Raw genomic sequence first — 26,588 nt, 5'->3', positions numbered from 1 at the left:
AATATTTTTGGGAGGATGAACAAATGAGTTTTGAAATGGAAATTGCAAATGACAATTCAATGGCGAATATAAAAGTGGTTGGTGTTGGTGGAGGCGGTAATAACGCTTTAATGAGAATGCTTGAAACAGGTCTTACTGGCGTTGAACTTATCGCAATGAACACTGATAAACAAATTCTTATGGCAAGTGAGATTGAAAATAAATTACAAATTGGTGAAAAGCTTACAAAGGGACTTGGAGCAGGGGCTAATCCATCTATTGGACAAAAAGCGGCAGAAGAAAGCAGAAACGAAATTGTTGAAATGCTTCAAGGTGCTGACATGGTATTTATTACTGCAGGCATGGGCGGAGGTACTGGTACAGGTGCTGCTCCAATTGTAGCAGAAATAGCTAAGGAACTTGGAATACTAACTGTAGGTGTTGTTACAAAACCATTCGCCTTTGAAGGAAGAAAAAGACAACTTCAAGCTGAACAAGGGATTGAAGCTTTAAAAGACAAAGTAGATACACTTGTTACTATTCCTAATGATAGATTACTTCAAATCGCTGAAAAGAGAACTACTATGAAGGAAGCTTTTGCTATGGCTGATGAAGTATTACTTAATGGTATTAAAGGTATATCAGATTTAATAGCTGTGCCTAATCTAATCAATCTTGACTTTGCTGACGTTAAAGCAATTATGCACGACCAAGGTATTGCTCACATGGGTATTGGAGTTGCTACTGGTGAAAACAGAGCAGTTGAAGCTGCAAGACTTGCGGTTAAGAGTCCACTTCTTGAAACTTCAATTGATGGAGCAAAGGCAGTTCTTATAAATGTAACTGGATCTGATTTAGGTATATTTGAAGTAAACGAGGCTTCTGAACTTATAAGAGAAGCTGTAGATCCAGACGCAAATATAATATTTGGTGCAGGAATTGACGAAACTTTAAAAGATGATATAAAGATAACTGTTATTGCGACTGGTTTTAATAAAGAAAACTTTACTAATAGCATTAGTAGTGACGAAAAGGAAGAAAAAAGCGATTCTAAAGAATCAAATGAACTTGATGATATAGAAATACCTTCTTTCTTAAAGAAAAGAGGTTTTTAAGATATGAGATGTCCTTTTTGCAACTCTGTTAATACGAGAGTTGTAGATTCGAGACAAGTTGATAACGAAACCTCTATCAGAAGAAGGAGAGAATGTAATGATTGCAAAAGAAGATTTACGACATATGAAAAATATGAAATTAACTCACTTATTGTAATTAAAAAAAATCAAGAGAGAGAAGCTTTTGATAGAAATAAAATTTTAAATGGAATGATTAAATCATGTTATAAAAGAAAGGTTCCTTTAGAGGTGTTGGAAAACGCAACTAAAGAGATAGAACTGGAAATAAACCATTTAAATAAAAAAGAAATTCCATCTTCTGAAATTGGTGAATTAATTATGGAAAAGCTAAAAAGCATTGATAAAGTTGCATATATAAGATTTGCTTCAGTTTATAAAGAGTTTCAACGTGTTGAATCTTTTTATGAAGAGTTGGAGGAAATCAAAGATTAAGGTCTCATTAATTGAGGCTTTTTTCTTTTTAAATCATTTCTAAGGATAAAAATGTAATGGAAGTAAAAAAATAGTATGTTATTAGAACTGTTTTTGTGATAATATAAATAAAATAGGGGGACATATGGACTTATTTGAATATGATTTAGAGAGAAAAATGAAAAATTCTGCACCCTTGGCTGAAAGGGTTAGACCTGAAAAGCTTGAAGATTTTTATGGCCAAAACCATGTCATTTATCCAAATAGCCCTTTAGATAGGTTAATAAAAACAGATAGAATAGGTTCTTTGATTCTCTATGGGCCACCAGGTACTGGAAAAACAACTTTAGCATATGTAATATCTAAATCTACAAATAGAGTATTCGAGAAACTCTCTGCTGTAACATCTGGTGTTAAAGATATTAAAGAAGTTGTAAAAAACGCACAAGATAATCAAAATTTCTTTAATAAGAAGACGATTTTATTTGTGGATGAGATTCATCGGTTTAATAAATCTCAACAGGATGCACTACTACCTCACGTAGAGTCGGGTCTTATAACTTTAATAGGTGCAACAACTGAAAATCCATTTTTTGAAGTAAATAGAGCGCTTTTATCAAGGACAAAGATAGTCGAGCTTAAACATCTATCATCAGCTGATATAAAAAAAGCTTTAAAGAGGGCTCTTGAGCACAAAGATGGACTTTCTATGTATAATATTGAGATTGGGGAAGATGAGCTCGATTATATTTCTAAACTTTCAAATGGAGATGTAAGAAACGCCTTAAATAGTTTGGAAGTTGCAGTTCTTTCAACGAAAGAAGTAGATGGAAAGATAAAACTGACAAAAGATATTATAAAAGACAGTTTCTTTTTAAATCATTTAGGTTATGATAGAGATGGAGACATTCATTATGACACTATATCTGCATTTATAAAATCTATGAGAGGCTCAAACCCTGATGCGGCGTTAATCTATTTAGCAAAGATGTTAGAGTCTGGTGAAGATCCAAAATTTATCGCAAGAAGAATGATAATATTTGCTTCAGAAGACATAGGTAATGCAGATCCAAGAGCCTTAACTGTAGCAAATGATGTATTTAGAGCTGTAGAAGTAATTGGACTTCCTGAATGTAGACTTAATCTTGCCCAAGGAGTTACTTATCTATCAACTGCACCTAAAAGTAATAGCTCATACATGGCTATACTTGAAGCGATAGAAGATGTTAAGACTAATCCAAATTTGGAAATTCCTGGATATTTAAGAGATGCTCATTATAGTGGAGCAAAGGACTTGGGTCATGGAATTGGGTATAAATACCCTCATGATTATAAAGATGGATACGTTAAACAGAGATATATGCCGATTAATTTTGAAAATAAAAAGTATTATAATCCTAAAGAAATAGGTTATGAAAAAAAGATATATGAATTACTTAAAATTTTAAGGGAGGAATAATTTGATTTTACTTAGAGATATTGAAAGAGATTATGAAAAATTCATAGACCAAGAAGTAGAAATTGCAGGTTGGATTAAAAACTCAAGGTTTCAAAAGAACTTAGGATTTATTGAATTAAATGACGGAACTCAGTTTAAACCTGTACAGGTAGTTGTAGATAAAGATGTAGAAAATTTTGAAGAAATAAGTAAACTTGGATTAAGCTCAGCTATTATTGTTAAAGGCAAATTGGTTAAAAGTCCACAAGCTAAACAGGCCTATGAAGTTCAAGCAAAAAACATATATGTAGAAGGGGCATCTGACGATGATTACCCACTTCAAAAGAAGAGACATACTTTTGAATTTTTAAGAACTATCCTGCATTTAAGATCCAGAACAAATACTTTTAATGCAGTTTTTAAAGTTCGTTCAGAACTTAGCTATGCTATCCACAAATTCTTCAACGATAGAGGATTTGTTTATGTTCACACTCCAATAATAACTGGATCTGATGCTGAAGGTGCGGGAGAGATGTTTGAAGTTTCTACACTTGATTTAGACAATCTACCTAAGGATGAAAATGGAGATATAGATTTTAAAGAAGATTTCTTTGGGAAAAAAACCAACTTAACAGTAAGTGGTCAACTTCAAGTTGAATCTTTTATAATGTCTCATAGAAATGTTTATACTTTTGGACCTACTTTTAGAGCTGAAAACTCAAACACTCCAAGACATGCTGCAGAGTTTTGGATGATTGAACCTGAAATAGCATTTGCAGAACTTAAAGATGTTTGTAACTTAGCAGAAGATGTAATAAAGTACATTATCAAATACGTTTTAGAAAGTTGTCCACAAGAGATGGAATTTTTTGATAAGTTTATTCAAAAAGGTCTAATAGAAAGACTTGAAAAAGTTGTTAACAGTGATTTTAAAACACTGACCTATACAGAAGCCATAGAAATTTTAAAAGACTCAAAGATTGAATTCCAATATCCAGTAGAATGGGGAATGGATTTACAAACTGAACATGAAAGATATATTTCTGAACAAGTAGTTGGTGGCCCAGTATTTATAACAGACTATCCAAAGGACATTAAGGCTTTCTATATGAAGCTCAATGACGATGGAAAAACGGTAGCTGCAACAGATTTACTTGTTCCTGGAATTGGGGAGTTAATTGGAGGAAGTGAAAGGGAATATAGACCTGAAGTTCTTAAACAAAAAATAATCGATGGAGGGTTGAATCCAAAAGATTATGAATGGTACATGGACTTAAGAAGATTTGGAACAGTTCGTCATGGTGGTTTTGGAATTGGATTTGAGAGAATGGTTATGTATTTAACTGGAATGACAAACATCAGAGACGTACTTCCTTTCCCAAGAACTGTAGGACACTGCGAATTTTAAAAAATTATTTGACAAATCAAATTTTAAATAATATAATAGTCAATGTTAGTGAAAGTAGAGTTATCCGCTCTCACCTTATCACAATCGAGTGCATAAGGTAATAATTTAGTTGTTATTTTTAGGCGGATATTTCTATCTGCCTTTTTTTAATGAAATTTTATGGAGGTGTAATCATTAAGGAATTACAAATTAACGAGGACATTAGAGCAAAAGAAGTAAGGCTGATTGACGCGGAAGGTGAACAGATAGGTATAGTATCTATTAATGAAGCACTTGATAAAGCAAGAGAAGCCAATTTAGACTTAGTAAATATTGCTCCTAATGCAAAGCCACCAGTTTGTAAGATTATTGATTATGGCAAGTACAGATACGATGCCATCAAAAGAGAAAAGGAAGCAAAGAAAAAACAAAAAGTTATAAACGTAAAGGAACTTAGGCTATCACCTAATATTGATACACATGATTTGGAAGTTAAAGCTAATCAAGCTAATAACTTTCTAAAGAAGGGTGATAGAGTAAAAGTTTCAGTAAGATTTAGAGGAAGAGAGCTTGGACATACTTCTATAGGTAAAGATGTACTTGATAGTTTCGTTGAATTAACAGCTGAAAATGGAATTGTTGATAAAAAACCTGTAATGGAAGGTCGTAATATGATAATGTTCCTTGCACCAAATTCTGAGAATAATTAGGAGGTAAATTATGCCAAAGATGAAAACTCACAGAGGTTCTGCTAAGAGATTTAAAAGAACTGCATCTGGAAAATTAAAAAGATACAAAGCTTATAAAAGTCATATAACAGGAAAGAAATCTCAAAAGAGAATTAGAAACTTAAGAAAATCTGCTTTAGTTAGCAAAGGTGATCAAAAGAGAATTGATCATATGATTCCGTAAATTAGGAGGTAAAATACAATGGCTAGAGTAAAAAGAGGTACAAATACCCACAGAAAACATAAAAAAGTATTAAAATCTGCAAAGGGCTATTATGGTTCTAAGTCTACATTATATAGAACAGCAAACCAAGCTGTAATGAAATCAATGGCTTACGCTTTTGTTGGAAGAAAGAGAAAGAAAAGAGATTTCAGACAAATGTGGATAGCAAGAATCAACGCTGCAACAAGACAACATGGTCTTAGTTACAGTAAGTTTATGTATGGATTAAAACAAAACGGAATAGACATGAACAGAAAGATGTTATCTGATCTTGCAATTAAAGATCCTCAAGCTTTTGAAAAACTTGTAGAGATTGCAAAAAACGCTTAAATCCCAAATTGTTGGGGTTTTTTTGCGTTTAGAGGGATTTTATGTATTTTTTAAAAAAACTTGGAAAAATCAGCGGATTAAATAAAAAGATAGAAAATAATCCACCGCTATATCTTGTTCTTGGATTTTTAATAATAATATTAGCGGGTTCTATACTTTTGTCATTACCAATTTCATCTGCTAATGGAAAATCAACTGTATATTTGGATAGTTTATTTGTTTCAACATCTGCAGTATGCGTTACAGGACTAACACCGGTTGTAACAGCAACTCATTGGAATTTTTTTGGACAATTAATAATTATAATCCTCATTCAAATAGGCGGGCTTGGAGTAATGACACTTTCAACTTTAGTTGCAATGTTACTTGGAAAGAGAATAACATTGTCATCAAGACTGATAATTAGAGAACAAGTAGGAGCTAATAGTTATAGTGGACTCGTAAAACTAATAAGGTATGTACTGGTATCTACACTTATAATTGAATCACTGGGAGCTTTGGTTTTATCTTTTAGCTTTATACCAATTTATGGTTTCTTTAAGGGAATCTGGTTTTCAATATTTCATTCCATATCATCTTTTTGTAATGCGGGTTTTGATTTAATTGGAGAAGAGAGTTTGCTTGGAGTTAGAACAAATCCGATGATTATGATTCCCATAGCGTTATTAATTATAATAGGTGGAATTGGATTTAATGTATATATGGATATTACAAAGCACAGATTAAACTTTAAACATTACTCTTTGCATGCAAAAGTTGTTTTAACCACAACTGCTATATTACTTGTTGCATTTACTATCATTATTTTTCTTTTTGAATATAGTAATAATTTAACTTTAGGAACATTGCCATTAAGATATAAGTTTTTAAACTCATTCTTCCAATCAGTAACTTTAAGAACTGCTGGTTTTTCTTCAATGAGTCAAACAGGTATGCACAACAGTTCTGTAATTGTGTCAATGGTTGCAATGATAATAGGGGCTGCTCCTGCAAGTACAGGAGGAGGAGTTAAGCTTACTACTGTAGCACTTATATTTATGGTCTTGATTTCTGAAATTCGTGGTGATGATGATATAATTATGTTTAATAGGGCAATTAAATTTACTCAAGTAAAAAAAGCCATCTCTGCTTTTATAATATATATGTTATGGATACTTGTGGTTGGAAATATTATTGTGTTTATGGAGCCTTTTAAAACTTCAGATGTACTATATGAAGTGATTTCAGCTTTGGGAACTGTAGGTATAACCAGAGGAATAACGGGAATACTTTCTCCACTTTCTAAAGTATTGATAATTATTACTATGTTTTTTGGAAGAGTTGGAATATTGACTATAATATTTGCTACAAAGGGAAGAAAACAAAAGTTATACAAAGAAGCTTATGGAACTATTATATTAGGATAGGTGAAATATGAAACAGTTTGCAGTAATAGGTTGTGGTAGATTTGGAAAAGCACTTGCAATTAAGTTATCAGAATTAGAGCAAGAAGTGTTAGCTATAGATAAAGATGAAAATGTAATTAATGAATTAAGCACTTATGTGACTCATGCAGTAACGGCAAATGTAACTGTAGAAGGTGTACTTGAAGAGTTAGGTATAAAAAATTTTGATGTGGTAGTAGTGGGAATGAGTTCTCACTTTGAAGCTTCAGTTTTGGTAGTAACTACAGCAAAAGAACTTGGAGTTCCTACTGTTGTTGTAAAAGTAAGAGATAGTTTTCAGGCTAAAGTCATGTACAAAATAGGAGCAGATAAGGTTATAATTCCAGAAAAAGAATCTGGTTATAGGCTTGCTCACAGTATGGTAAAAGATGCAATATTAGATTATATCGAAGTTTCTAACGAGTTTAGTATGATGGAAGTTAAAGCACCAGAAGCTTGGGTCAATAAAAAAATCATTGATTTAGATATTAGACAAGACGATAATCTTACAATCATAGCAATAAGAAGAGATGAAGAGGATATAATCAATCCAAGTCCTCAAGAGACTATTAATAAAAAAGATATTTTACTCGTACTTGGACCTACAGATAATGTTGAATCTTTGGTGAAGATTTAAAATGAATAGTATAATAACAAGCAGTAACAATAATATTGTAAAAAAAGTTAAGAATCTTAAACTTTATAAAAATAGAAAAAAAACAAAACTATTTTTAGTTGAGGGTTATAAGATGGCACAAGAAGCAATTGAATCTAAAGTATCAATTGAAAATATAATTTTGGATGAAAATGCAAATCTTGATTTAAATGAAGAATTACAAAAAAAAGTTACGAGAGTAAAAAATTCTGTATTTACACAAATATCTGATTTGAAAAACCCAGAAGGTATTATTCTCGTTTGTAAAGAGATTAAGAAAGAAACTAAATTTGATGAAAATTTGTTGATACTTGATGAAATTAGAGATCCTGGAAATATGGGAACAATAATTAGAACTGCTGAAGCCTTCAACTACAAAAATATTCTTCTTTTGGGAAATTGTGTAGATATATATAACAGCAAAGTTTTAAGGGCTACAATGGGATCAATTTTTAGAGTGTCAGTAAATCAGATTGATATAAAGACTTTGGAAAGCTTAAGAAAGACCCATATGCTTCTTGCGACTACTTTAAATGAAGAGAGTATAGACATTACTTCTATGACAAAAGTTTCAAAGCATGCTATAATAATTGGTAACGAATCACATGGAGTAAGTAAAGAAGTATCTGACTTGGCACATAAAAAAGTCATCATACCAATCAGTAAGAACATAGACTCCTTGAATGCGGCGATAGCTTCAAGCATATCGATGTTCTATTTAAACTTAATATATTCGAAGAAGGAGAAGGAAGTTTAACGAATTTTTCAGAGAACTATGGATTTGGTGGAACATAGTAATTGGTTTTACTTTTTTCGCTCTGGAGTTCTTGGGTAATGCCAAGCGTTTCTAACGTTAATAGAATTACTTTTGGGTGGTATAGCGAATCTTTCGTCCCGTTTGGGATGAGAGATTTTTTTAATATAAGGGAGGAACTATGAAAGATAAAATTAATTTAATCAAAGAAAATGCTCTTTCCAGTATAAAGAGCATAGAAAAGTTAGAAGACTTAGAACAGGTAAGGGTAAAAGTTCTTGGTAAGAAAGGTGACTTAACCTTAATTTTACGTGAGATGGGTAAACTTTCAAAAGAAGAAAGACCTATAATAGGGCAATATGCAAATGAAGTTAGAGCTGAAATTGAAAATAGAATAAGTGATAAGAAGATAGAATTAGAAGAAAAATTAAACGAGATAAAAATTAGAACTGAAAAGATTGATATAACAAGAAGTATAAATAGATTTGAGATGGGTCATAGGCATCCACTTAATGAAACAATGGAAGAGCTTGAAAATCTATTTCAAAGAATGGGATTTTCTATTATTGAAGGACCAGAGATAGAAACAGTTGAAAATAACTTCAATAAGTTGAATTCACCTATGAATCACCCTTCAAGATCTACTTCAGATACATTTTATATTGACGAAGATACATTACTTAGGACTCACACATCACCAGTTCAAATTAGAACAATGTTAGCACAAAAACCTCCTATTAGAATGGTTTCTGCAGGAAGAACCTTTAGATATGATGAAGTTGATGATACTCACTCACCAATGTTTCATCAAATAGAAGGGCTTGTGGTAGATAAGGGAGTTACTATGGCAAACCTTATTGATACATTAAATGTATTCATTAAAGAATTCTTTGGAGAAGACATGGAAACCAGATTTAGACCACATCACTTCCCATTCACTGAACCTTCAGCAGAAGTTGACGTTTCATGTTTTAATTGTCACGGTAAAGGATGTGAGGCATGTAACTACACAGGCTGGAGTATGGAACTTTTAGGATGTGGAATGGTTCATCCAAATGTGCTTAGAAATTGCGGAATAGATCCAAAAATTTACTCAGGCTTTGCCTTTGGAATGGGGATAGATAGAATAACAATGATTAAGCATGGAATAAATAATATAAGATTACTTTATGATAACGACAAGAGATTTTTACAACAATTTTAGGAGGCAAATATGTTATTACCATTAATTTGGATGAAAGATTATCTTAATATAGATTTAGGGAGCAAGGAGATTGCAGATAAAGTTACACTTACAGGTTCACATGTTGAATCAGTTATTGATTTGAGTGTTGGACTTGAAAAAATAATAGTTGCAAAGATATTAAAAATAGAAAAACATCCTGACGCTGATAAACTTTCAATTGTAAAGCTTGATTACGGAAATGGAGAGATAGATGTTATTACAGGTGCTAAAAACATGAAGGAAGGAGACTATGTTGCCTTTGCACAAGTGGGAGCAAAACTTCCAAATGGACTTGAAATAAAACCAATTAAACTTGTGGGTATTGAATCACCAGGAATGTTATGTTCCTATGAAGAACTTGGTTTTTCAAAATCATTAGTACCAAAAAACTCCCAAGATGGAATTATCATATTGGAAGAAGGTATACCAGGTACTACAATAACAGAAGCATTGGAACTAACTATGCCAATAATTGAATTTGAAATCACTCCAAATAGGCCAGATTGTCTATCAATAATAGGTATGTCAAGGGAAGTTGCAGCTACATTTAAAGATAAAATTGAAGTTTCAGAGTTTAAAATTGAAAATGAAAAAGATGATATAAAAGACTACTTTAAAGACGTTGTAATTGAGTCAGATGATTGCTATAGATATATGGGTAAAGTGGTTAAAGATATAGTAATAAAGGAATCTCCACAATGGATGAAAAATAGACTTATGCAGTCAGGAATGAGACCTATCAATAACATTGTAGATATTACAAACTTTGTATTGCTTGAACTTGGTCAACCAATACATGCCTTCGATTTAGACACAATAAAGTCTAAAGAAATTCATATAAAGAAGCCATCAAAAGATATTAAATTTACAACATTGGATAACGAAGAAAGAACTTTGACCGATGATGATTTAGTAATCTATGACAAAGACGAACCAGCTGCCATTGCAGGAGTTATGGGAGGACTTGACTCGGACGTTAAAGATAATACAAAGACTATTTTTATAGAATCAGCAAGTTTTTCTCCAGATTCTGTAAGAAATACATCTAAGAGGTTAAATTTAAGAACAGAGGCTTCAGCAAGATTTGAGAAGGGAGTTCCTGTAGAGTTTGCGGAAATAGCCCTTAATAGAGTTTGTAATTTAATTGAATTGACAAACTCAGGAACAGTTGTATCAGGTGAATTTGATATAGGTAAAAAAGAAAGTCAAAATATAGAAGTTGATTTCAATTATATAAAAATTAATGAAATTTTAGGAACATCTCTTACAAAAGATGAAATAATTTCATATCTTAATGACTTAGAATTTGTTGTTAATTCAAATAGTGATGATGTCAATGTAAAAATACCTTTCTATAGAACAGATATTTCCATAGTGGAAGATATAGCTGAAGAAGTTGGAAGATTACATGGATTTCACAATATCACACCAATCTCTCTAAGAGGAGATTTATTAAGTGGTAAAAAGAGCGAAAAAAGACAAGTAGAAGATAGAGTTAAAGAGATACTCTATGGATGTGGTATGTTTGAAATTATGACATATTCATTTATAAGCAAGAAGTCATATGAAAAAGCTTTAATTTCCTATAATCCTGAAAAATCAATAGAACTTCTAAATCCGCTTGGAGAAGATTTCTCTGTTATGAGAACTACTACACTTACAAATATTTTAGATGTTTTGGAAAAGAACTCAAAAAATAAAATACCAAGCATGAATGTATATGAACTTGCAAATACATTTTTAAAGGATTCTAAAGGAAATTATGGAGAAACAAAGAAAATTGGTCTTGGAATGTATGGAGATGTTGATTTCTATTCTATTAAAGAAGTAACAAACACGTTGCTTAATGAACTTGGAATAAAAAATGTAAGTTATGTTGCGTTAACTGACAATAAGACATTTCATCCAGGAAGAGCCGCTAAGATTTATATAGATGATATAAAGGTTGGTGAAATAGGAGAAATCTCTTTTGAATTAGCTAAAAATTATGACATTAATTCAAGAGTTTACATTGGTGAACTTGATTTAAATAATATTATGCCACATATTGTAAAAGATAAGATTATGGAAGAAATAATCAAGTACCCAAGCATTGAAAGAGATATTGCTATTGTAATTGATAGAGATTTAGAAACAGATGTTTTAGAGAAGTTTATGATTGAAAATGGATCAGATCTTTTAAAATCTGTTGAACTATTCGATGTATATATGGGTGGAAATATAGAAAAGGATAAGAAGAGCTCAGCTTATAAACTTAAATTCCAATCAAAGGATAGAACATTAAGAGAAGAAGAGATAAGCGATATAATGAAGAATATAATTTCTAAATTGGAAGAAAAATTTGACGCACAATTGAGGAGTTAAGATGGGGGAAAAAGAAAAGTATAGTGTAAAAATTATGGGTAGATCCTATAATCTTCTTTCTGACAAATCTCAAGATGATATAAAAGCTTTAGAAGATCTTATAAATGAACGAATTAAAAGTATAAGAAAAGATCATTCATCCCTTTCAAATGATATGGTCTACACATTGGCACTTCTTTATTTTGCTGAAGAAATAAATAAAAATAAAGATCTTATAGAGAAACAAGAAAGTGATTTAATTAGTTTGAAATTTGAAAATGAAAACTATAAATCATCTGAAAAAGCGACCAATGAAAAATATAAAGAGATAAATGATAAATACGATGAAGTTTTAAAACTTTATAATGAAGAAAAGAAACTCAATAATAATTTAGAATTAAAAAATAAAGATATAAAACTTGAATTTCAAAATAGAATTGAAAACTTGAATAGAGATTTAGAAAATTCAAAGAGAGAAAAATCTTTATTAGAAAGTAGAAATGACGTATTAACTAAAGAAAATACAAATTTAAACAGATCTTATATGCAAATAAATAGTAAAATTGACAATGTTATTTTAGAATTAGAAGATATTAAGGATGGTAATTAATGAAGTATAATCCGGAAATACTGGCTCCCGTTGGGAACATGGAGATGCTGGAAGCGGCAATAAAAGCGGGAGCTACTGGAGTATATCTTGGAGGGCTTTTATATTCAGCAAGGGCATATGCAACGAATTTTGATAATGAGGAATTAAAAAAAGTTATAACTTTTTGTCATAAAAGGGGTGTTAAAGTATATGCAACTGTAAACACACTCTTTCATGATAAGGAAATACAAGGTGCATTAAACTTTGTTACAGATTTATACAACATGGATGTGGATGGAGTAATTATTCAAGACTTGGGATTACTCCATCTTATAAGAAAATATCTTCCAAATCTTCCAATACATGCATCAACACAGATGAACATCAATAACTACTATGGAGCTAAACTTCTTCAAAGTCTTGGGTTTAAAAGAGTTGTTTTAGCAAGGGAGACTCCAATAAATGAAATAAGAAGGATTTGTAAAAACTTAGATATTGAAGTAGAAGTTTTTGTACATGGTTCTCTTTGTGTTGGTTGCTCTGGGCAATGTTTAATGAGCTCATATATTGGAAATAGAAGTGGAAACAGGGGAAGATGTGCACAGCCATGTCGCCTGGACTATAAGCTTTTAAATAGAAATAAAGATGAGATAACAAAAGACTTTGACTCCTTTATAAGCCCAAAAGATTTATGTACTATTGAGGATGTAGAAACTTTACTTGATGCAGGTATAAATTCTTTTAAGATTGAAGGCAGGATGAAAAAGCCAGAATATGTTTATAATGTGGTAAAGTCCTACAAAAATAAAATAGAAAACAATTCGTATGATAAAAATAGATTACAAGAAGTTTCATTAAGAGGATATACAAAAGGACTAATATTTGATGATTTTGGTAAAAACTACACAGAACTAAATAGACAATCTGGTAAAAAGGGGTTAGAAGTTGGCGAGATAGTTGAAGATAGAGGAAGGAAGTCTATTTTATTTAATATTCCATGTTATAAAGGTGATATTCTTATTTTAGAAACAGAAAAGAATAAAAATATTCCTTACACTCTTAAAAGGAATTTAAAAAGGGGAGAAAGAGTTTCTGAAAAATATTTCTACGACTTAAAGATTTCATCAAAAGTAGTACGTTCAAGTTCTGTTAAGCTTATAGATGAAATAATTTCTAAAAGCTTGGAGTTAAATAATAAAATAGATTTTAAATTTATAGGGAAAGTAACAGAACCCGCTAAATTATTTTTAAGATATAAAGACATATCTCTTGAGGTAGTTTCAGAAAAGAAAGTCGAAAGAGCAAAAAAAGTACCTATAAGCAAGGATGACATAGTTCGTTCTTTAGAAAAGTTAGGAAATACGGACTATGTATTAGAAAATATTGAAGTTTTAATTGACGATTACATCTTTATTCCCGTTAGAACATTAAATGAAATGCGCCGCGAAATTGTAGAAAAATTGGATGATGAGATTGCAAACTTCAATAAAAGAGATTATATAGATTATGTAACTTTAGATAAAATAAGTGAAAAAGAATTTGAAAATAAATACATTAGTGTAAACCTTGAAGAAAATAGTTTTTCAAATAAAAGCGATAATAAATATGGAGATATCTATACTGAAAACATTGATGAATTATCCAGTGATAAGTTTTATAAAATGCCAAGACTTCAATTTGAAAAAGACTTTGAAAATCTCAATACAAAATTGAAAAAGAAAGATTTTAAAGGTTTTTTAATTAATAATTTAGGGGATATTCAATATATCAAGGAAGAATTTAAAAATAAAGAGATAATTGGAGACTATGGACTAAATGTTTTAAACATATATTCCTATAAATTTTTAAAAAAATTTGGATTAAAAAGAACTACTTTATCCACAGAATTGAACTTAGCTGAATTGAATAAATTATTAAAATATACGGATGATGATATTGAAATAATAGTTCATGGCCCTCTAATTTCAATGATTATGGTTCATTGTCCATTTTCTGTTATAAAAGGATGTAAAGATAGTAATGGATGTACTAATTGTAATTTTAGTTTTGGATTTATGCAAGGGAGAAATAATGAGATATTTCCAGTTAAAAGAATAAATGATTATAGCGAAGTATATCATAGCAAAAATCTTTTAGGATATAATTTTTTATCCGACATTGAGTTTAGAAATGGTGGAAATATTAGAGTCATTGACGATGGGGAGAAAATAGATTTATCGAAGATATATTTTGAAAAGATTAATGGCAAAAACAATTCAGAATACAAATTTGATTTAAAAAATTACACTTTTGGACACTTCGAAAAGGGGATTGAATAGATGAATAATAAGGCTTTAAAAATATTAGAATTTAATACTATAAAGGAAAAACTAATTAGTCATGCAAGTTCTGCACTGGGTAAAAAGTTGTGTGATGAACTTTTACCTGAAACAGACATGGACTCTATAAATAGTAATCTTTCTGAAAGCGAAGAAGCTTTATCTCTACTATATGGCCACGGGAGAGCCCCAATTTATGAAGTTAAGGATTTTAGACTTATGCTTAAGCATGTTGAAAAAGGCGGTACTTTAGATAATAGAGATTTATTAGATGCTGCCATGTTGCTTAGGTCAGTACAAGAAACTAAAAAATACTTTAATGACAGTGAAGAAAACATGGAGAAGTATCCAAGGATTGGAAATTTGATTTCACTTCTTAAGCCATATCCAAATATTGAAAGAGAAATTAGCTCTGCAATTATTTCTGAAACAGAGATAAGTGATAACGCAAGTCCTACTTTAAAGCGTATTAGAAGAGAAATTCAGTCTAAAACAGAATCAATCAGAACAAAGTTATCACAAATTTTAAAAGCTCAAAGTTCTCAAAAATTACTTCAAGATGCATATGTTACCATGAGAGATGGTCGATATGTAATCCCTGTAAAATCTGAAAATAAGTCCTCTGTTCAGGGAATTGTACATGACCAGTCTGGTTCAGGACAAACTGTTTTCATAGAACCTATCTCGGTGGTTCAAATAAATAATGATATTAAAACCTTAGAACTTAAAGAACAGGAAGAGATAAAGAGAATTCTTAAAGAACTTTCAAATTTGCTCTTAAATATTTATGATGATTTTATATTTAATCAAAAAAATATGGCCCATTTGGATTTTGTGTTTGCAAAAGGCTCTCTTGGTATTGAAATGAATGCTATTAAACCTAATATTAATTCTGATGGTGTTATAGATTTAAAAAGTGCAAGACATCCTCTGATTGACAAGAAAAAGGTTGTGCCAATCAATATTTTTCTTGGAGAAGATTACAATACTCTTGTAATTACAGGACCTAATACAGGAGGAAAGACTGTTACTTTAAAAACTCTTGGTCTTATGACTGTTATGACCCAATCAGGACTTTTAATACCTTGTAAAGAGGACACAACTGTTGCAATTTTTGATGAAGTATTTAGCGATATTGGTGATGAACAGAGTATAGAACAATCATTAAGTACATTTTCATCACATATGACTAATATTGTAGGTATACTTTCAAAAGTGAATGATAAGTCACTTGTTCTATTTGATGAGCTTGGAGCAGGGACGGATCCAACAGAAGGAGCTGCCCTTGCAATATCAATTCTAAAAAAACTTCTTGAAAGAAATATTAGAACTGTCGCAACAACACATTACTCACAATTAAAACTATTTGCATTAAATACACCTGGAGTAAAAAATGGAAGTGTAGAATTTGATGTAAAGACACTAAGTCCAACATATAGACTTACAATAGGTATTCCTGGAAAGTCAAATGCTTTTGAAATCTCTCGAAGACTGGGGCTTTCAGAAGATATAATTGAAGAGTCAAAGAAGATTATTCCACAAGAAGAATTATCTTTTGAAGACATTTTAAACAAAATTGACTCAGATAGAAAAGAAATAGAAGAAAGTAGACAAAGACAAAAGAGATTTGAAGAAGAAGTTGCCAGTTTAAAAGAAAGACTTAACTTAGAAATAGAAAAATCGAAAAATGATAGAGAAAAAATTATAGAAGATGCAAAGGATGAAGCATACAATATTATAAACGAGGCTAAAAATGAATCTGCAAGCTTGCTAAAAGAATTGAAATTTCTTTCAAAGTCCAATGAGGATAATATTGCTTCAAGAGCAGTTGAAATTGAAAATAAATTCAATACACATTTAAACAAGCAAGCTGAAGAAAAATCTATATTAAAAGAAAATAAAAAGAAAGATAAAAAGGAAATTAAGCTTGGAGATACTGTAGAGATTTTAGGTATTGGTGGAGTTGGTGAAGTTGTTACAGAGCCAGATAGAAAAGGCGATTTACAGGTTCAAGTTGGAATTATGAAAATATCTGCTAATATAAAAAATTTAAAGCTTGTTGAATCAGAAGAAGAGAAAAAGTCAAATTATAATATTAAAAGCATTATAAAATCTAAATCAGGGTCAAATGTAAAAAGTGAACTTGATTTAAGGGGTAAGAATATAGAAGAGGCAATCTTCGAAATTGATAAATTTTTAGACGATGCATATATAGTTGGATTAAAAGAAGTTTCTCTTATACATGGAAAGGGTACGGGAGTACTAAGGCAGGGAGTACAGGAATATCTTAGAAAGCACAAGTTCATTAAAAAGTTCAGAGATGGTGAGTTTAATGAGGGTGGATTAGGTGTTACTATAGCACAATTGAAATAGGTGATTAGATGAAAATACTTTTAACATCATTGAATACAAAGTACATTCACAGCAACATAGCAATTAGATATTTAAAAGACACAGTGTATCCAAAGTACAAATGCGATACTATTGACTTTACTATAAATCAAAATAGTGATGAGATAATATTTCAAATAATAAGAGGGAAGTACGACATTGTAGGATTCTCCACATATATTTGGAATGTGGAAATGACATTAGAAATTTGCGAAAAACTGAAATTAATCAATCCAAATCTAATTATTTTTATGGGAGGTCCAGAAGTTTCTTTTAATTCAAAAGAAATAATAAAGGAACATCCATATGTTGATTATATTATGAGTGGAGAGGGTGAAGAGTCCTTTTTAAAACTACTTGACTATGTTCATGGTGAAAGAAATGACTTGCCAGCAGGTGTAGTTACAATGTTAGATGAGGAAGTAGTTGGCAATGATATTTACCAGGTGGTAGATCTTCAAAATTCAGAAATAGAATACACTTTAGATTACATTAAAGACAAGAAAATAGTCTATTATGAAACCTCCAGAGGTTGCCCTTATAATTGTGAATTTTGTTTGTCTTCATCTACGGGACGTGTAAGATTTTATCCACTTGAAAGATGTTTAAAGGATATAAAATTATTTTTAGATGAAAATGTTCCACTTGTTAAATTTATTGACAGAACATTTAACTTCAACAAAGAGAGAAGTCTTACAATACTAAAATATATTATTGATAATGACAACAATTTTACTACTTTTCACTTAGAGATACATCCTCAACTTATTGATGAAGACTATTTGAAATTGTTTAAAAATGCAAGAAAAGATCTATTTCAATTTGAAGTAGGAGTTCAATCCACCAACGAAGAAACTTGTAAGGCTATTAAAAGGGTTGGAGACTTCGAAACCATTAAAAATGTTTGTAAAGAGATAATGTCTTTTCAAAATATACATCTTCATCTTGACTTGATTGCAGGACTTCCATATGAAGATTTAAAGAGTTTACGAAAGTCTTTTAATGATATCTTATCCATTGGGCCAGACAAACTTCAATTAGGCTTTCTAAAGGTTTTAAAAGGTTCGCCAATTTTCAACAAAGCAGAGCAATATGAAATAGTTTATGATAAGAAATCGCCCTTTGAAGTTATCTCCACAAAGTGGATTAGCTATATGGAGCTACAAGAAGTTAAGAAGATTGAACAGATGCTCGATAAGTATTACAACGAGGGCTATTTTAAGAACACAATAAATTATCTTTTTGAAAATTATTACAGTGATTACTATGAATTTTTTATAGAGATAGGAAATTATTGGGAAGAAAATGGCTATCTATTTGTGAATCAATCAAGAGATTCCTTATATAAGATTCTAAAAGATTTTTTAATTGAAAAAAAATTTGAAGAGATTGATTTACTAAATGAAATTTTGACACATGATTATATACTAACTAATGGAAAAGTTCCTTGGTTTTTAAATCCAAAAAAGATTGAAAGCGGAAGGGAACATGATTTGTTAAGGGATGAAGTTGTTTTAGAAAAAATATCTGAACATGATGTTCCTGCAAAAAAACTGATTAAAAATTATATCTTTATAAAATATGACTATCAAATTATAAGTGACTTCAAGAAAGAAGATTTAGTTTTAATTTATAGGATTAAGGATAGAAAACATTACGATATTACAGAAAGTTGGAGGTAGAATGGATATTTTAAATGATTTTATTCAGATTCAAAAAGATGCTTTAAAAAACACTTTTAAAAATCCAAGATATATTGTGCTATGTGCCGTTATTTTAGCTATTGGTATCATAGCTACAAATATTATTACAAATATTTTATTTGGCGTGCTTAAACTAAATGGATATATTTCAGGACTTTTAGTTTATATTTTTAAAGTTTGTATAATAGGTTTTTTAATGTCCATTTTATATACTGGGGTTAAAGAAACAAAAAACACAATTGTATTTCAAAATTATGACTTTAAACCATTTGCACTTAAGATTATACAAGTTGGATTTGTTATATATATTGCCCAGTTAATATTAAGACCAATTGCAGCGAATTTTTATTCTATTATTACAATATTAGCTATGATGGTTTTAAATGCACTTCCAGAAACTCTCTATCTTGAAGAATATGATGGATATAATTCTATTATAAAAAGTGTGGAATTTTTAAAAGACAATGTCCTTAACTGGGGACTTCCAAATTTGATTATTCTTGTTTTAATTTACATTTACTCCAATGGCGTATCAATGTTAAATGGATTGAATTTTAGCGAACTTAAATCTATAGCAGAGTCAGTAGTAGTTATATTAATAATGGGAATATATTTAGTATATCGAGGAATGTTATTTGAAATATTAAACGGGTCATCAAGAAGAAAAAGAGAGTTTATGAGGAATTTTAATGAATAATATTAAAGAGTTTTTTGAATCTAAGACAGATAATATATATTTTTTGGAGCTTAAAGATAAAAGTGTATACGGATTTCCGCTGCCAATAATAAAATCTGATTTTATGGACGAATTAAAAAACGAAACCTTTACAGAAGAGATAGATATGATCTATTTTGTTAGAGGAATGATGTATATTTGTGCATTAGATGAAGATTTTATTTATAAAGATGACTATGTGGATTTCTTGATTGGGAATATAGAAAACACTGAAAGTTATTTAATGACTATGGCATTTGAAGAGATAGAACTTAATTATGAAAATGCCATGATATTTTTTAAATTTATATACGAAAACTTTCCAAAAAGCTCCTCATCTTTTGCATACGCATCTGCACTCAAAGACTATTTTGATAACACTTTAGAGACGATGTTTTTAGAGGAGTCAAAGAGAGTTTTAAATAAAAATATAAAAAACTATCCTGATTTTCCATATAATTACTTTCTGTTTGGAACTATTGAAATGTTTGAACAAAATTTTTTGAAGGCGGAACTATATTTCCGAAAATCATTGGAATTTTCTAAGTGTAGTCCATTTGAAGCAGAGCTTAGAGAAAAAGTTGCACCGCTTTTACATGAAGTTGTAACAAATTCTAAAATAGAAGAAGCTTTTCAATTACTTCAAAAGGGAAACTACAATGAAGTTATTCAAATTTTGGAAGATGTTGATACTTTTAATTATAAAAAAGAGCAATATCTTGCAATGGCATATTATAACAAGGGAGAGGTAGAGAAAGCCTTAGAACTTTTTAAAGAAGCTCATAAAGAACATGAAGATTTAAAAGATCCTAATTTTTTTATAGATTATAGTTTTGTGCTTGGTCAAGCAGGGCTTGTATTAGAAGCACTTGGTCTTATAAATATGGCTCTTAATAATATAGGGGATAATGCTCCATTACAATTCAATAGAGCAATCATATATTTAAACATTGGTGAGGTTGAAAAGGCAAAAGAGGATTTGGAAAATGTAGTTAGTTATTATGATATATCTGAAGAGCTCTTCAATAACGCTATGATTTTATTAGAAAAAATAAAAAACTCAAAATAAAAAATACTAGGCCTACAGGTCTAGTATTTTTGGATATAACTCCTTTAATATTTCAATTCCAATCAATAAATTGTATCTCGTTTTAGAGTCTTCAAAATCAATATCTACAATTTCTGAAATTCTATTTATTCTGTAAACTACAGAATTTCTATGAATATCCATAATTTCCGCAACTTTTATTAGAGATCTTTCTTCTATTAGATAAAGGTATAATGTTTTTAAAAACTCTGAATTTTTTTCTAAATCATGTTCAAGAAGTGGTTTTAAAACTTCAGGTATAAGTATTTCTAAAAAATCCATTTGTCCGAGTAAAGGCTTTATTAAAAAGTGTAGTTCTTCTTGTCCGTCAGAGGAAACAGCTATTTCATTATCAAAAATAAATTTGGATAAGTCATATGCCTTTTTAAAGTTAGATAATTTATTTTTTAAATCATGGCTATAATACTTTAAATTATACTTCGAAATGTAATTTAATATTTCATCTTCCAATTTGTTTCCATTAAGTCTTGTCTTATTAATTAAAAGTATAAGGTAGTTTGAATTTAAAATTGAAAAAAGATATTGTGGGTTGTCGAGTATAAAGCGATTTCCATGAATAAACATATCCCTATACTTAAAAAGTCCGGATTCAAGTTTAATGACATACATTTTATAATTATCATTTGTACTCCAGTTAAGTCCCTTTAGTATTTTAAAATCTTCATCTGAGAAATCGCCTTTTAATAAATTCTTTAGGCATAAATAAAAGTTATCAAAAGAAGTTTGAAGGTTTTTAACTTCATTATAAACATAGTTGGAAATTATATTACAAAGTTTATTTATACTTTCTTTTTCTTCTTCGTGAGTGTTTTCAAATGCCAAGTATGCAAATAATCTTGATGAATTTGACGAAATAAATTTCAGTGGATAGAGTTCGCTGACCTTATTAAAATCAAATGGATTATATAGTAGTTTTTTATTATTGTCTAAAATACAAACCAAATCTGAAAATTTTAAACTAATCTCATTAAGTAAAGATTCGATACCCTTATCTAAATAAATGGTTGAGTAAATTTGTTCTAAAAAATTTTGATTTTCGATAATTGAATTTTGCAATATCTTTAATGCATTTTCAGCGCTATCTACACCTGAGTGTAGGTAATTGATGTTATTTTTACTTTGAAATTTATTCTTTGAATTAACAATTAAAAAATTTCCACTTGTGGGATTTAAATTACTAATTTCTTCCTCATTTACAATATTTACAATGTTTAAATTATTTTTTACAAATGAATTTATAACTGAACATGTATAGATGTCCTCGTTTGAAATTATATTTGAATTATTTATTTTTAATTCTTTTACTTCAATAATTTGACTTAAGAGCATTTTTTCACCTTATCCTCATATTTATCTGCTTTGAGTATATCAAATACCGTGAAAATCTCAAAGTAAATATTAAAATATTGATTGAAATTCCTGTTTATGATAAAGTTATAGAGCTAATTGGAAAAGAGGGGGACTATGAGAGGAATATCAATTATATTAATGGTTTTAACGGTGCTTTCAAAAATATTGGGTGCTGTAAGAATTGCAACTCTTTCAAGGCTTTTTGGTACGGGAATTGAAGCGGCTGCGTTTAACTTGGCAATGTCAATTCCAGTTTTAGTGTTCAGTTTTATTGCAGTAGGTATAACAACAGGTTTTATACCTACATATAAGAGATTGGAAGAGAACAAAGGCGTTGAGCTTGCAGATAGATTTACAAGTAATTTAGCTAACATAACTATAGTCATAACAATTGTTCTTGTAATATTATGTCAAATATTTGCAAGGCAATTAACCTATATATTTGCGTTTAAATTAAATGAGCCTGCAAGAGTATTAACTACAAACTTCTTGCGTATTTCAATGGTGTCCTTAATACCGATTGGAATAGCAACTGTATATAGGGGTTATTTAAATTGTCATGGAGAGTTTATTGTAACGGCGCTACAAGGTTTTATATTAAATGTATTTATAATTCTTGGACTATACCTTGGTAAGTATATAAACAAGTACTACCTTGCCATAGGAATTGCAGTGGCATCAACTTTACAGTTTGCACCATATATTCCAGCAGTTAAGAAAAAAGGATATAAATGGACAAAGATTTTAAATACAAAAGAACCTGAGATAAAATCTATGCTAATAATGGCCATTCCTATAATTATTGGAGTTTCAGTAAATCAACTTAATGTCATTGTAGACAAAAATTTGGCTACACTAATTATGGGAGAAAGAGGTATAAATGTAATGGAATATGCCTCAAGACTAAGTGAACTTGTGAATGGAATTGTTATAGTGTCTGTGAGCACGGTAATGTATCCAATATTAAGTAAATTCGCTGGACAAAACAAGATAGGGGATTTTAAAGATGCTATAGTAGATACTTTTACATCAATGTTCTTTCTTGTAATACCTGCAATGGTTGGACTTATAATACTTGCACATCCAATAGTAGAATTTATTTATGAAGGCGGAAACTTCACAAGTGGAGACACAGCATTGACTGCACCTGTTTTAATGCTTTATTCATCAGGGCTTGTAGCAATAGCACTTAGAGATATACTATTTAAATCCTTCTATAGTTTAAAAGACACTAAAACACCAACAAAAAATACAATGTGGATGATTTTAGTTAACGTAATTGTATCTGTAGGAAGTTCAAGATATTTGGGACTTAATGGTTTAGCACTTGGCACTACAACTGCCGCATATTTTGGAGCGTTGCTTCTTTATCACAATTTAAAGAAAAAAATTGGTGAGTTTTCTAAGATGAAACACTTGATGGTAGAAACTTTAAAAATATCAGTAGCTTCTATAGTTATGGGTGTAGCAGTATATTTTACAAATAATGCATTGGTCAATAGTCTTGGAAATAGAAATGCAATGTTTATAGCTATAGTTGTAGGGGCTTTAATATATGCAGTACTTGTAATGGTATTTAAAGTTAAAGAAGCTGAAAACTTAATTAGACAAATAAAGTCAAAGGTCAAATCAAAAAGATAATCATTTGACCTTTGATATTAAATAATATACAATAAAAACATGTTAATATTAGCGTTGATTAGGAAGGATAAAGCTAAGAGTAACAAAGAGAGGTAGGGTTTGGTGAAAACTACTTGCTCTAACTTTTGATGACGCCTATGAGCTATGGTAATTGCGTTATAAATTTTAAGTGAGGTTTACCTAATTAGGGTGGTACCGCGAGTTAACTCGTCCCTTTGTGACGAGTTTTTTTGTGTAAAATTTTAAATTTAGGAGAAGATATGGATAATATTAAAAATTTTAAAAGAACTAACATGTGTGCAGATGTTACAAATGAATTAGTTGGAAAAGAAGTTATTGTAATGGGTTGGGTTGCAAAGGAAAGAAACCTTGGACATATTATATTTATGGATGTTAGGGACAGATCTGGCATAGTTCAAATTGTTGTTAATGATGAAGATTGTAAAGACTATTTTGAAAAGGCTAAGACTGTAAGATCAGAATTTGTCGTTGCAGCTAAGGGTCGCGTGAGAGAGAGAGAATCTATAAATCCAAATATTTCAAATGGTGACATAGAAATTTTATGTAACGAATTTAGAATCTTGGATAAGGCACAAACTCCACCTATTTACATTAAGAGTGATGATAATGTTTCAGAGGAAATGAGATTAAAGTATAGATTTTTAGACCTTAGAAAAGAATCTATTCAAGCAAATTTAATTAAGAGGGCACGTCTTATAACTCTTATGAGAAGTTTTTTAGACAGTGAAGGGTTTATTGAAACAGAAACTCCTTACCTTGGAAAGCCAACTCCAGAAGGAGCAAGGGATTACCTTATTCCTTCAAGAGTAAATCCAAATAAGTTTTATGCATTGCCACAAAGTCCACAGTTAATGAAACAACTTTTAATGGTTGCGGGTATGGATAGATATTATCAGCTTGCAAGATGTTTTAGAGACGAGGACCTTAGAGCAAACAGACAACCAGAGTTTACTCAAATGGATATTGAAATGTCATTTGTTGATGAAGATGATGTTATGGATATAAATGAGAGAATGGTTCAAAAGGTATTTAAAGAACTTAAGGGAGTAGATATAGAAATTCCTCTAAAAAGAATTCCTTTTGATGAAGCTATGTCAAGATATGGATCAGATAAACCGGACCTTAGATTTGGTTTTGAACTTACAGATATATCTGAAATTGTAAAAGATGCAGAATTTAAAGTTTTTTCAGGAAATGTTAAAGAAGGACATTCAGTAAGGGGTATAAATATTGGAGAGTATCAAAGTGAATATTCAAGAAAGAAAATAGATGCTTTAGAAAAATTTGTTAAGGACTATGGCGCTAAGGGTCTTGCATGGATTAAGGTAAATAATGGTGAAGTAAATTCTCCAATTGCAAAGTTCTTAAGCGAAGAAGAGCTTCAAAACATTTTAAATGCATTTGATGCTAAAGACAATGCACTAATCTTAATAGTTGCAGATAAAGATGAAGTTGTATTTGATTCATTAGGTGCTCTTCGTAGACATATTGCGTCAAATCTTGGCCTATTGAATCCAAAAGAGTTTAAGATGGCTTGGGTTGTTGACTTCCCAATGTTTGAATACTCTGAAGAAGAAGGTAGAATGGTTTCGAAACACCATCCATTTACTATGCCTAAAGAAGAGGATTTAGAATTATTAGAAACAGCTCCTGAAAAGATGAAATCTAAAGCCTATGACCTTGTTATTAATGGAGAAGAAGCTGCGGGAGGATCTATAAGAATAAATAATTCCGAAATTCAAGAAAGGGTATTTAGGGCCCTTAAGTTATCTGACGAAGAAATCGAAGCAAAATTTGGATTCTTTGTAGATGCACTTAAATACGGTACACCTCCACATGGTGGAATTGCATATGGAATTGACAGACTTGCAATGCAAATTTGTGAAACAAATAATATAAAAGATGTTATAGCTTTTCCTAAGACACAATCTGCCACAGATTTATTAACAGGCGCGCCTGCGTTAGTTGATGAAAAACAATTAGAAGAAATTCATGTATCATTAAGAAAAGATGAAAAATAAATTTACTCAAAGGACCGAACTTCTAATCGGAACTGAGTCTTTAGAAAAACTTTCCAAGGCCAAAGTAATAGTCTTTGGTCTTGGAGGAGTTGGAGGAATATGTACTGAGTCGATCGTGAGAGCAGGAGTTTCCAATATAACCATCGTAGACTTTGACGATGTAGATATTACAAATATCAACAGACAAATTATTGCTACAACAAAAACTGTAGGAAAAGCTAAAACAGAAGTCATGAAGGATAGACTACTTGAAATAAATCCTGAGTTAAATGTAAATCCAATTAAAGAAAAGCTGACAACTGAAAATATTGAAATTTTTAATCTCAAGGAATATGATTATATTGTAGATTGTATAGACTTTTTAAAGGGTAAAATAGCTTTGGCAAAATACGCTTGGGATTATGATTTGAAATTAATTTCTGCAATGGGCGCAGGAAATAAGCTTGAACCAACAGGATTTAGGGTATCAGATATATATAGGACTGAAATGTGTCCTGTTGCTCGCATTATGCGAAGAGAGCTCAAAGCTTTAAATGTAAAAAAGTTAAAGGTTGTGTGGTCTAAAGAAAGTCCTTCAGGGGAAAGATTTGTTGATGAATCTACAGGTAAAATTTCTCCTTCAAGTATAAGTTTTGTACCACCTGCCTGTGGACTTGTAATTGCAGGAGAAGTGATTAAAGATTTAATAAAGGAATGAT

At 30.5% G+C, this 26,588-nt stretch carries 22 protein-coding genes; 21 read left to right on the top strand and 1 reads right to left on the bottom strand.

The window, feature by feature from the left end; genetic code table 11:
- Positions 1–23: 23 nt before the first annotated feature.
- The 18 genes from ftsZ to BN2746_RS08130 all read left to right on the top strand — a co-directional run bounded on the left by ftsZ (position 24) and on the right by BN2746_RS08130 (position 20,818).
- Positions 24–1,094 (top strand): cell division protein FtsZ, encoded by a 1,071-nt coding sequence (ftsZ, locus tag BN2746_RS08215; protein WP_055079301.1) that lies wholly within the window; start codon positions 24–26, stop codon positions 1,092–1,094.
- Between the two features lie 3 nt (positions 1,095–1,097).
- The gene (nrdR, locus tag BN2746_RS08210) at positions 1,098–1,547 is read left to right on the top strand and encodes a transcriptional regulator NrdR (RefSeq protein WP_055079300.1); all 450 of its coding nucleotides are present in this window, start codon (positions 1,098–1,100) and stop codon (positions 1,545–1,547) included.
- Positions 1,548–1,671: 124 nt separating this feature from the next.
- Positions 1,672–2,985 carry a replication-associated recombination protein A gene (locus BN2746_RS08205; RefSeq protein ID WP_055079299.1) on the top strand — a complete coding sequence of 438 codons (1,314 nt, stop codon included), beginning with the start codon at positions 1,672–1,674 and terminating at the stop codon, positions 2,983–2,985.
- 1 nt (position 2,986) lies between these two features.
- Positions 2,987–4,372 (top strand): asparagine--tRNA ligase, encoded by a 1,386-nt coding sequence (gene asnS / locus BN2746_RS08200; RefSeq protein ID WP_055079298.1) that lies wholly within the window; start codon positions 2,987–2,989, stop codon positions 4,370–4,372.
- A 149-nt stretch (positions 4,373–4,521) separates the two neighbouring features.
- The gene (gene infC / locus BN2746_RS08195) at positions 4,522–5,061 is read left to right on the top strand and encodes a translation initiation factor IF-3 (RefSeq protein ID WP_148445410.1); all 540 of its coding nucleotides are present in this window, start codon (positions 4,522–4,524) and stop codon (positions 5,059–5,061) included.
- Between the two features lie 10 nt (positions 5,062–5,071).
- Positions 5,072–5,263, top strand: coding sequence for a 50S ribosomal protein L35 (gene rpmI, locus BN2746_RS08190; protein WP_055079296.1), 192 nt, complete (start codon positions 5,072–5,074; stop codon positions 5,261–5,263).
- An 18-nt stretch (positions 5,264–5,281) separates the two neighbouring features.
- Positions 5,282–5,632, top strand: coding sequence for a 50S ribosomal protein L20 (rplT, locus tag BN2746_RS08185; protein WP_055079295.1), 351 nt, complete (start codon positions 5,282–5,284; stop codon positions 5,630–5,632).
- Positions 5,633–5,673: 41 nt separating this feature from the next.
- Positions 5,674–7,038 (top strand): TrkH family potassium uptake protein, encoded by a 1,365-nt coding sequence (locus BN2746_RS08180; RefSeq protein ID WP_055079294.1) that lies wholly within the window; start codon positions 5,674–5,676, stop codon positions 7,036–7,038.
- Positions 7,039–7,045: 7 nt separating this feature from the next.
- The gene (locus BN2746_RS08175; RefSeq protein ID WP_055079293.1) at positions 7,046–7,693 is read left to right on the top strand and encodes a potassium channel family protein; all 648 of its coding nucleotides are present in this window, start codon (positions 7,046–7,048) and stop codon (positions 7,691–7,693) included.
- Between the two features lies 1 nt (position 7,694).
- Positions 7,695–8,468, top strand: a complete 774-nt coding sequence (locus BN2746_RS08170; RefSeq protein WP_055079292.1) for a TrmH family RNA methyltransferase — start codon at positions 7,695–7,697, stop codon at positions 8,466–8,468.
- Between the two features lie 178 nt (positions 8,469–8,646).
- Positions 8,647–9,669, top strand: coding sequence for a phenylalanine--tRNA ligase subunit alpha (pheS, locus tag BN2746_RS08165; protein ID WP_055079291.1), 1,023 nt, complete (start codon positions 8,647–8,649; stop codon positions 9,667–9,669).
- Between the two features lie 9 nt (positions 9,670–9,678).
- Complete coding sequence (gene pheT, locus BN2746_RS08160; protein WP_055079290.1) at positions 9,679–12,054, top strand: phenylalanine--tRNA ligase subunit beta; 2,376 nt, start codon at positions 9,679–9,681, stop codon at positions 12,052–12,054.
- 1 nt (position 12,055) lies between these two features.
- Complete coding sequence (gene zapA / locus BN2746_RS08155) at positions 12,056–12,643, top strand: cell division protein ZapA (RefSeq protein ID WP_055079289.1); 588 nt, start codon at positions 12,056–12,058, stop codon at positions 12,641–12,643.
- Positions 12,643–14,940 carry a U32 family peptidase gene (locus BN2746_RS08150; RefSeq protein ID WP_055079288.1) on the top strand — a complete coding sequence of 766 codons (2,298 nt, stop codon included), beginning with the start codon at positions 12,643–12,645 and terminating at the stop codon, positions 14,938–14,940. Before zapA ends, BN2746_RS08150 begins: the two co-directional genes overlap by 1 nt.
- Entirely contained in the window at positions 14,941–17,313 is a 2,373-nt protein-coding gene (locus BN2746_RS08145; RefSeq protein ID WP_055079287.1) for an endonuclease MutS2, read from the top strand.
- Positions 17,314–17,321: 8 nt separating this feature from the next.
- Complete coding sequence (locus BN2746_RS08140; protein WP_055079286.1) at positions 17,322–19,013, top strand: B12-binding domain-containing radical SAM protein; 1,692 nt, start codon at positions 17,322–17,324, stop codon at positions 19,011–19,013.
- A gap of 1 nt (position 19,014) precedes the next feature.
- Positions 19,015–19,731, top strand: coding sequence for a hypothetical protein (locus BN2746_RS08135; protein WP_055079285.1), 717 nt, complete (start codon positions 19,015–19,017; stop codon positions 19,729–19,731).
- A complete protein-coding gene (locus tag BN2746_RS08130) occupies positions 19,724–20,818 on the top strand; it encodes a tetratricopeptide repeat protein (RefSeq protein WP_055079284.1) in 1,095 nt (364 codons plus the stop codon). Before BN2746_RS08135 ends, BN2746_RS08130 begins: the two co-directional genes overlap by 8 nt.
- A 12-nt stretch (positions 20,819–20,830) precedes the next feature.
- Here BN2746_RS08130 and BN2746_RS08125 read toward each other — a convergent pair whose 3' ends face one another.
- Complete coding sequence (locus BN2746_RS08125) at positions 20,831–22,186, bottom strand: PucR family transcriptional regulator (RefSeq protein ID WP_055079283.1); 1,356 nt, start codon at positions 22,184–22,186, stop codon at positions 20,831–20,833.
- 135 nt (positions 22,187–22,321) lie between these two features.
- Between BN2746_RS08125 and murJ the strand changes: the two genes are divergently transcribed.
- From murJ to BN2746_RS08110, 3 genes are all read left to right on the top strand, one after another.
- Entirely contained in the window at positions 22,322–23,848 is a 1,527-nt protein-coding gene (gene murJ, locus BN2746_RS08120; protein WP_055079282.1) for a murein biosynthesis integral membrane protein MurJ, read from the top strand.
- A gap of 260 nt (positions 23,849–24,108) precedes the next feature.
- Positions 24,109–25,890, top strand: coding sequence for an aspartate--tRNA ligase (gene aspS, locus BN2746_RS08115; RefSeq protein WP_055079281.1), 1,782 nt, complete (start codon positions 24,109–24,111; stop codon positions 25,888–25,890).
- Positions 25,880–26,587, top strand: coding sequence for a tRNA threonylcarbamoyladenosine dehydratase (locus BN2746_RS08110; RefSeq protein ID WP_055079280.1), 708 nt, complete (start codon positions 25,880–25,882; stop codon positions 26,585–26,587). The genes aspS and BN2746_RS08110 overlap by 11 nt, the downstream gene beginning before the upstream one ends.
- Position 26,588 lies beyond the last annotated feature (1 nt).

Origin of the sequence: Lagierella massiliensis, assembly GCF_001407835.1 — a bacterium.
In the GTDB taxonomy this organism is placed as follows: domain Bacteria; phylum Bacillota; class Clostridia; order Tissierellales; family Peptoniphilaceae; genus Mediannikoviicoccus; species Mediannikoviicoccus massiliensis.
Note: the sequence above shows the minus strand (reverse complement) of the source record. Positions and strands in the feature narration are given on the sequence as shown.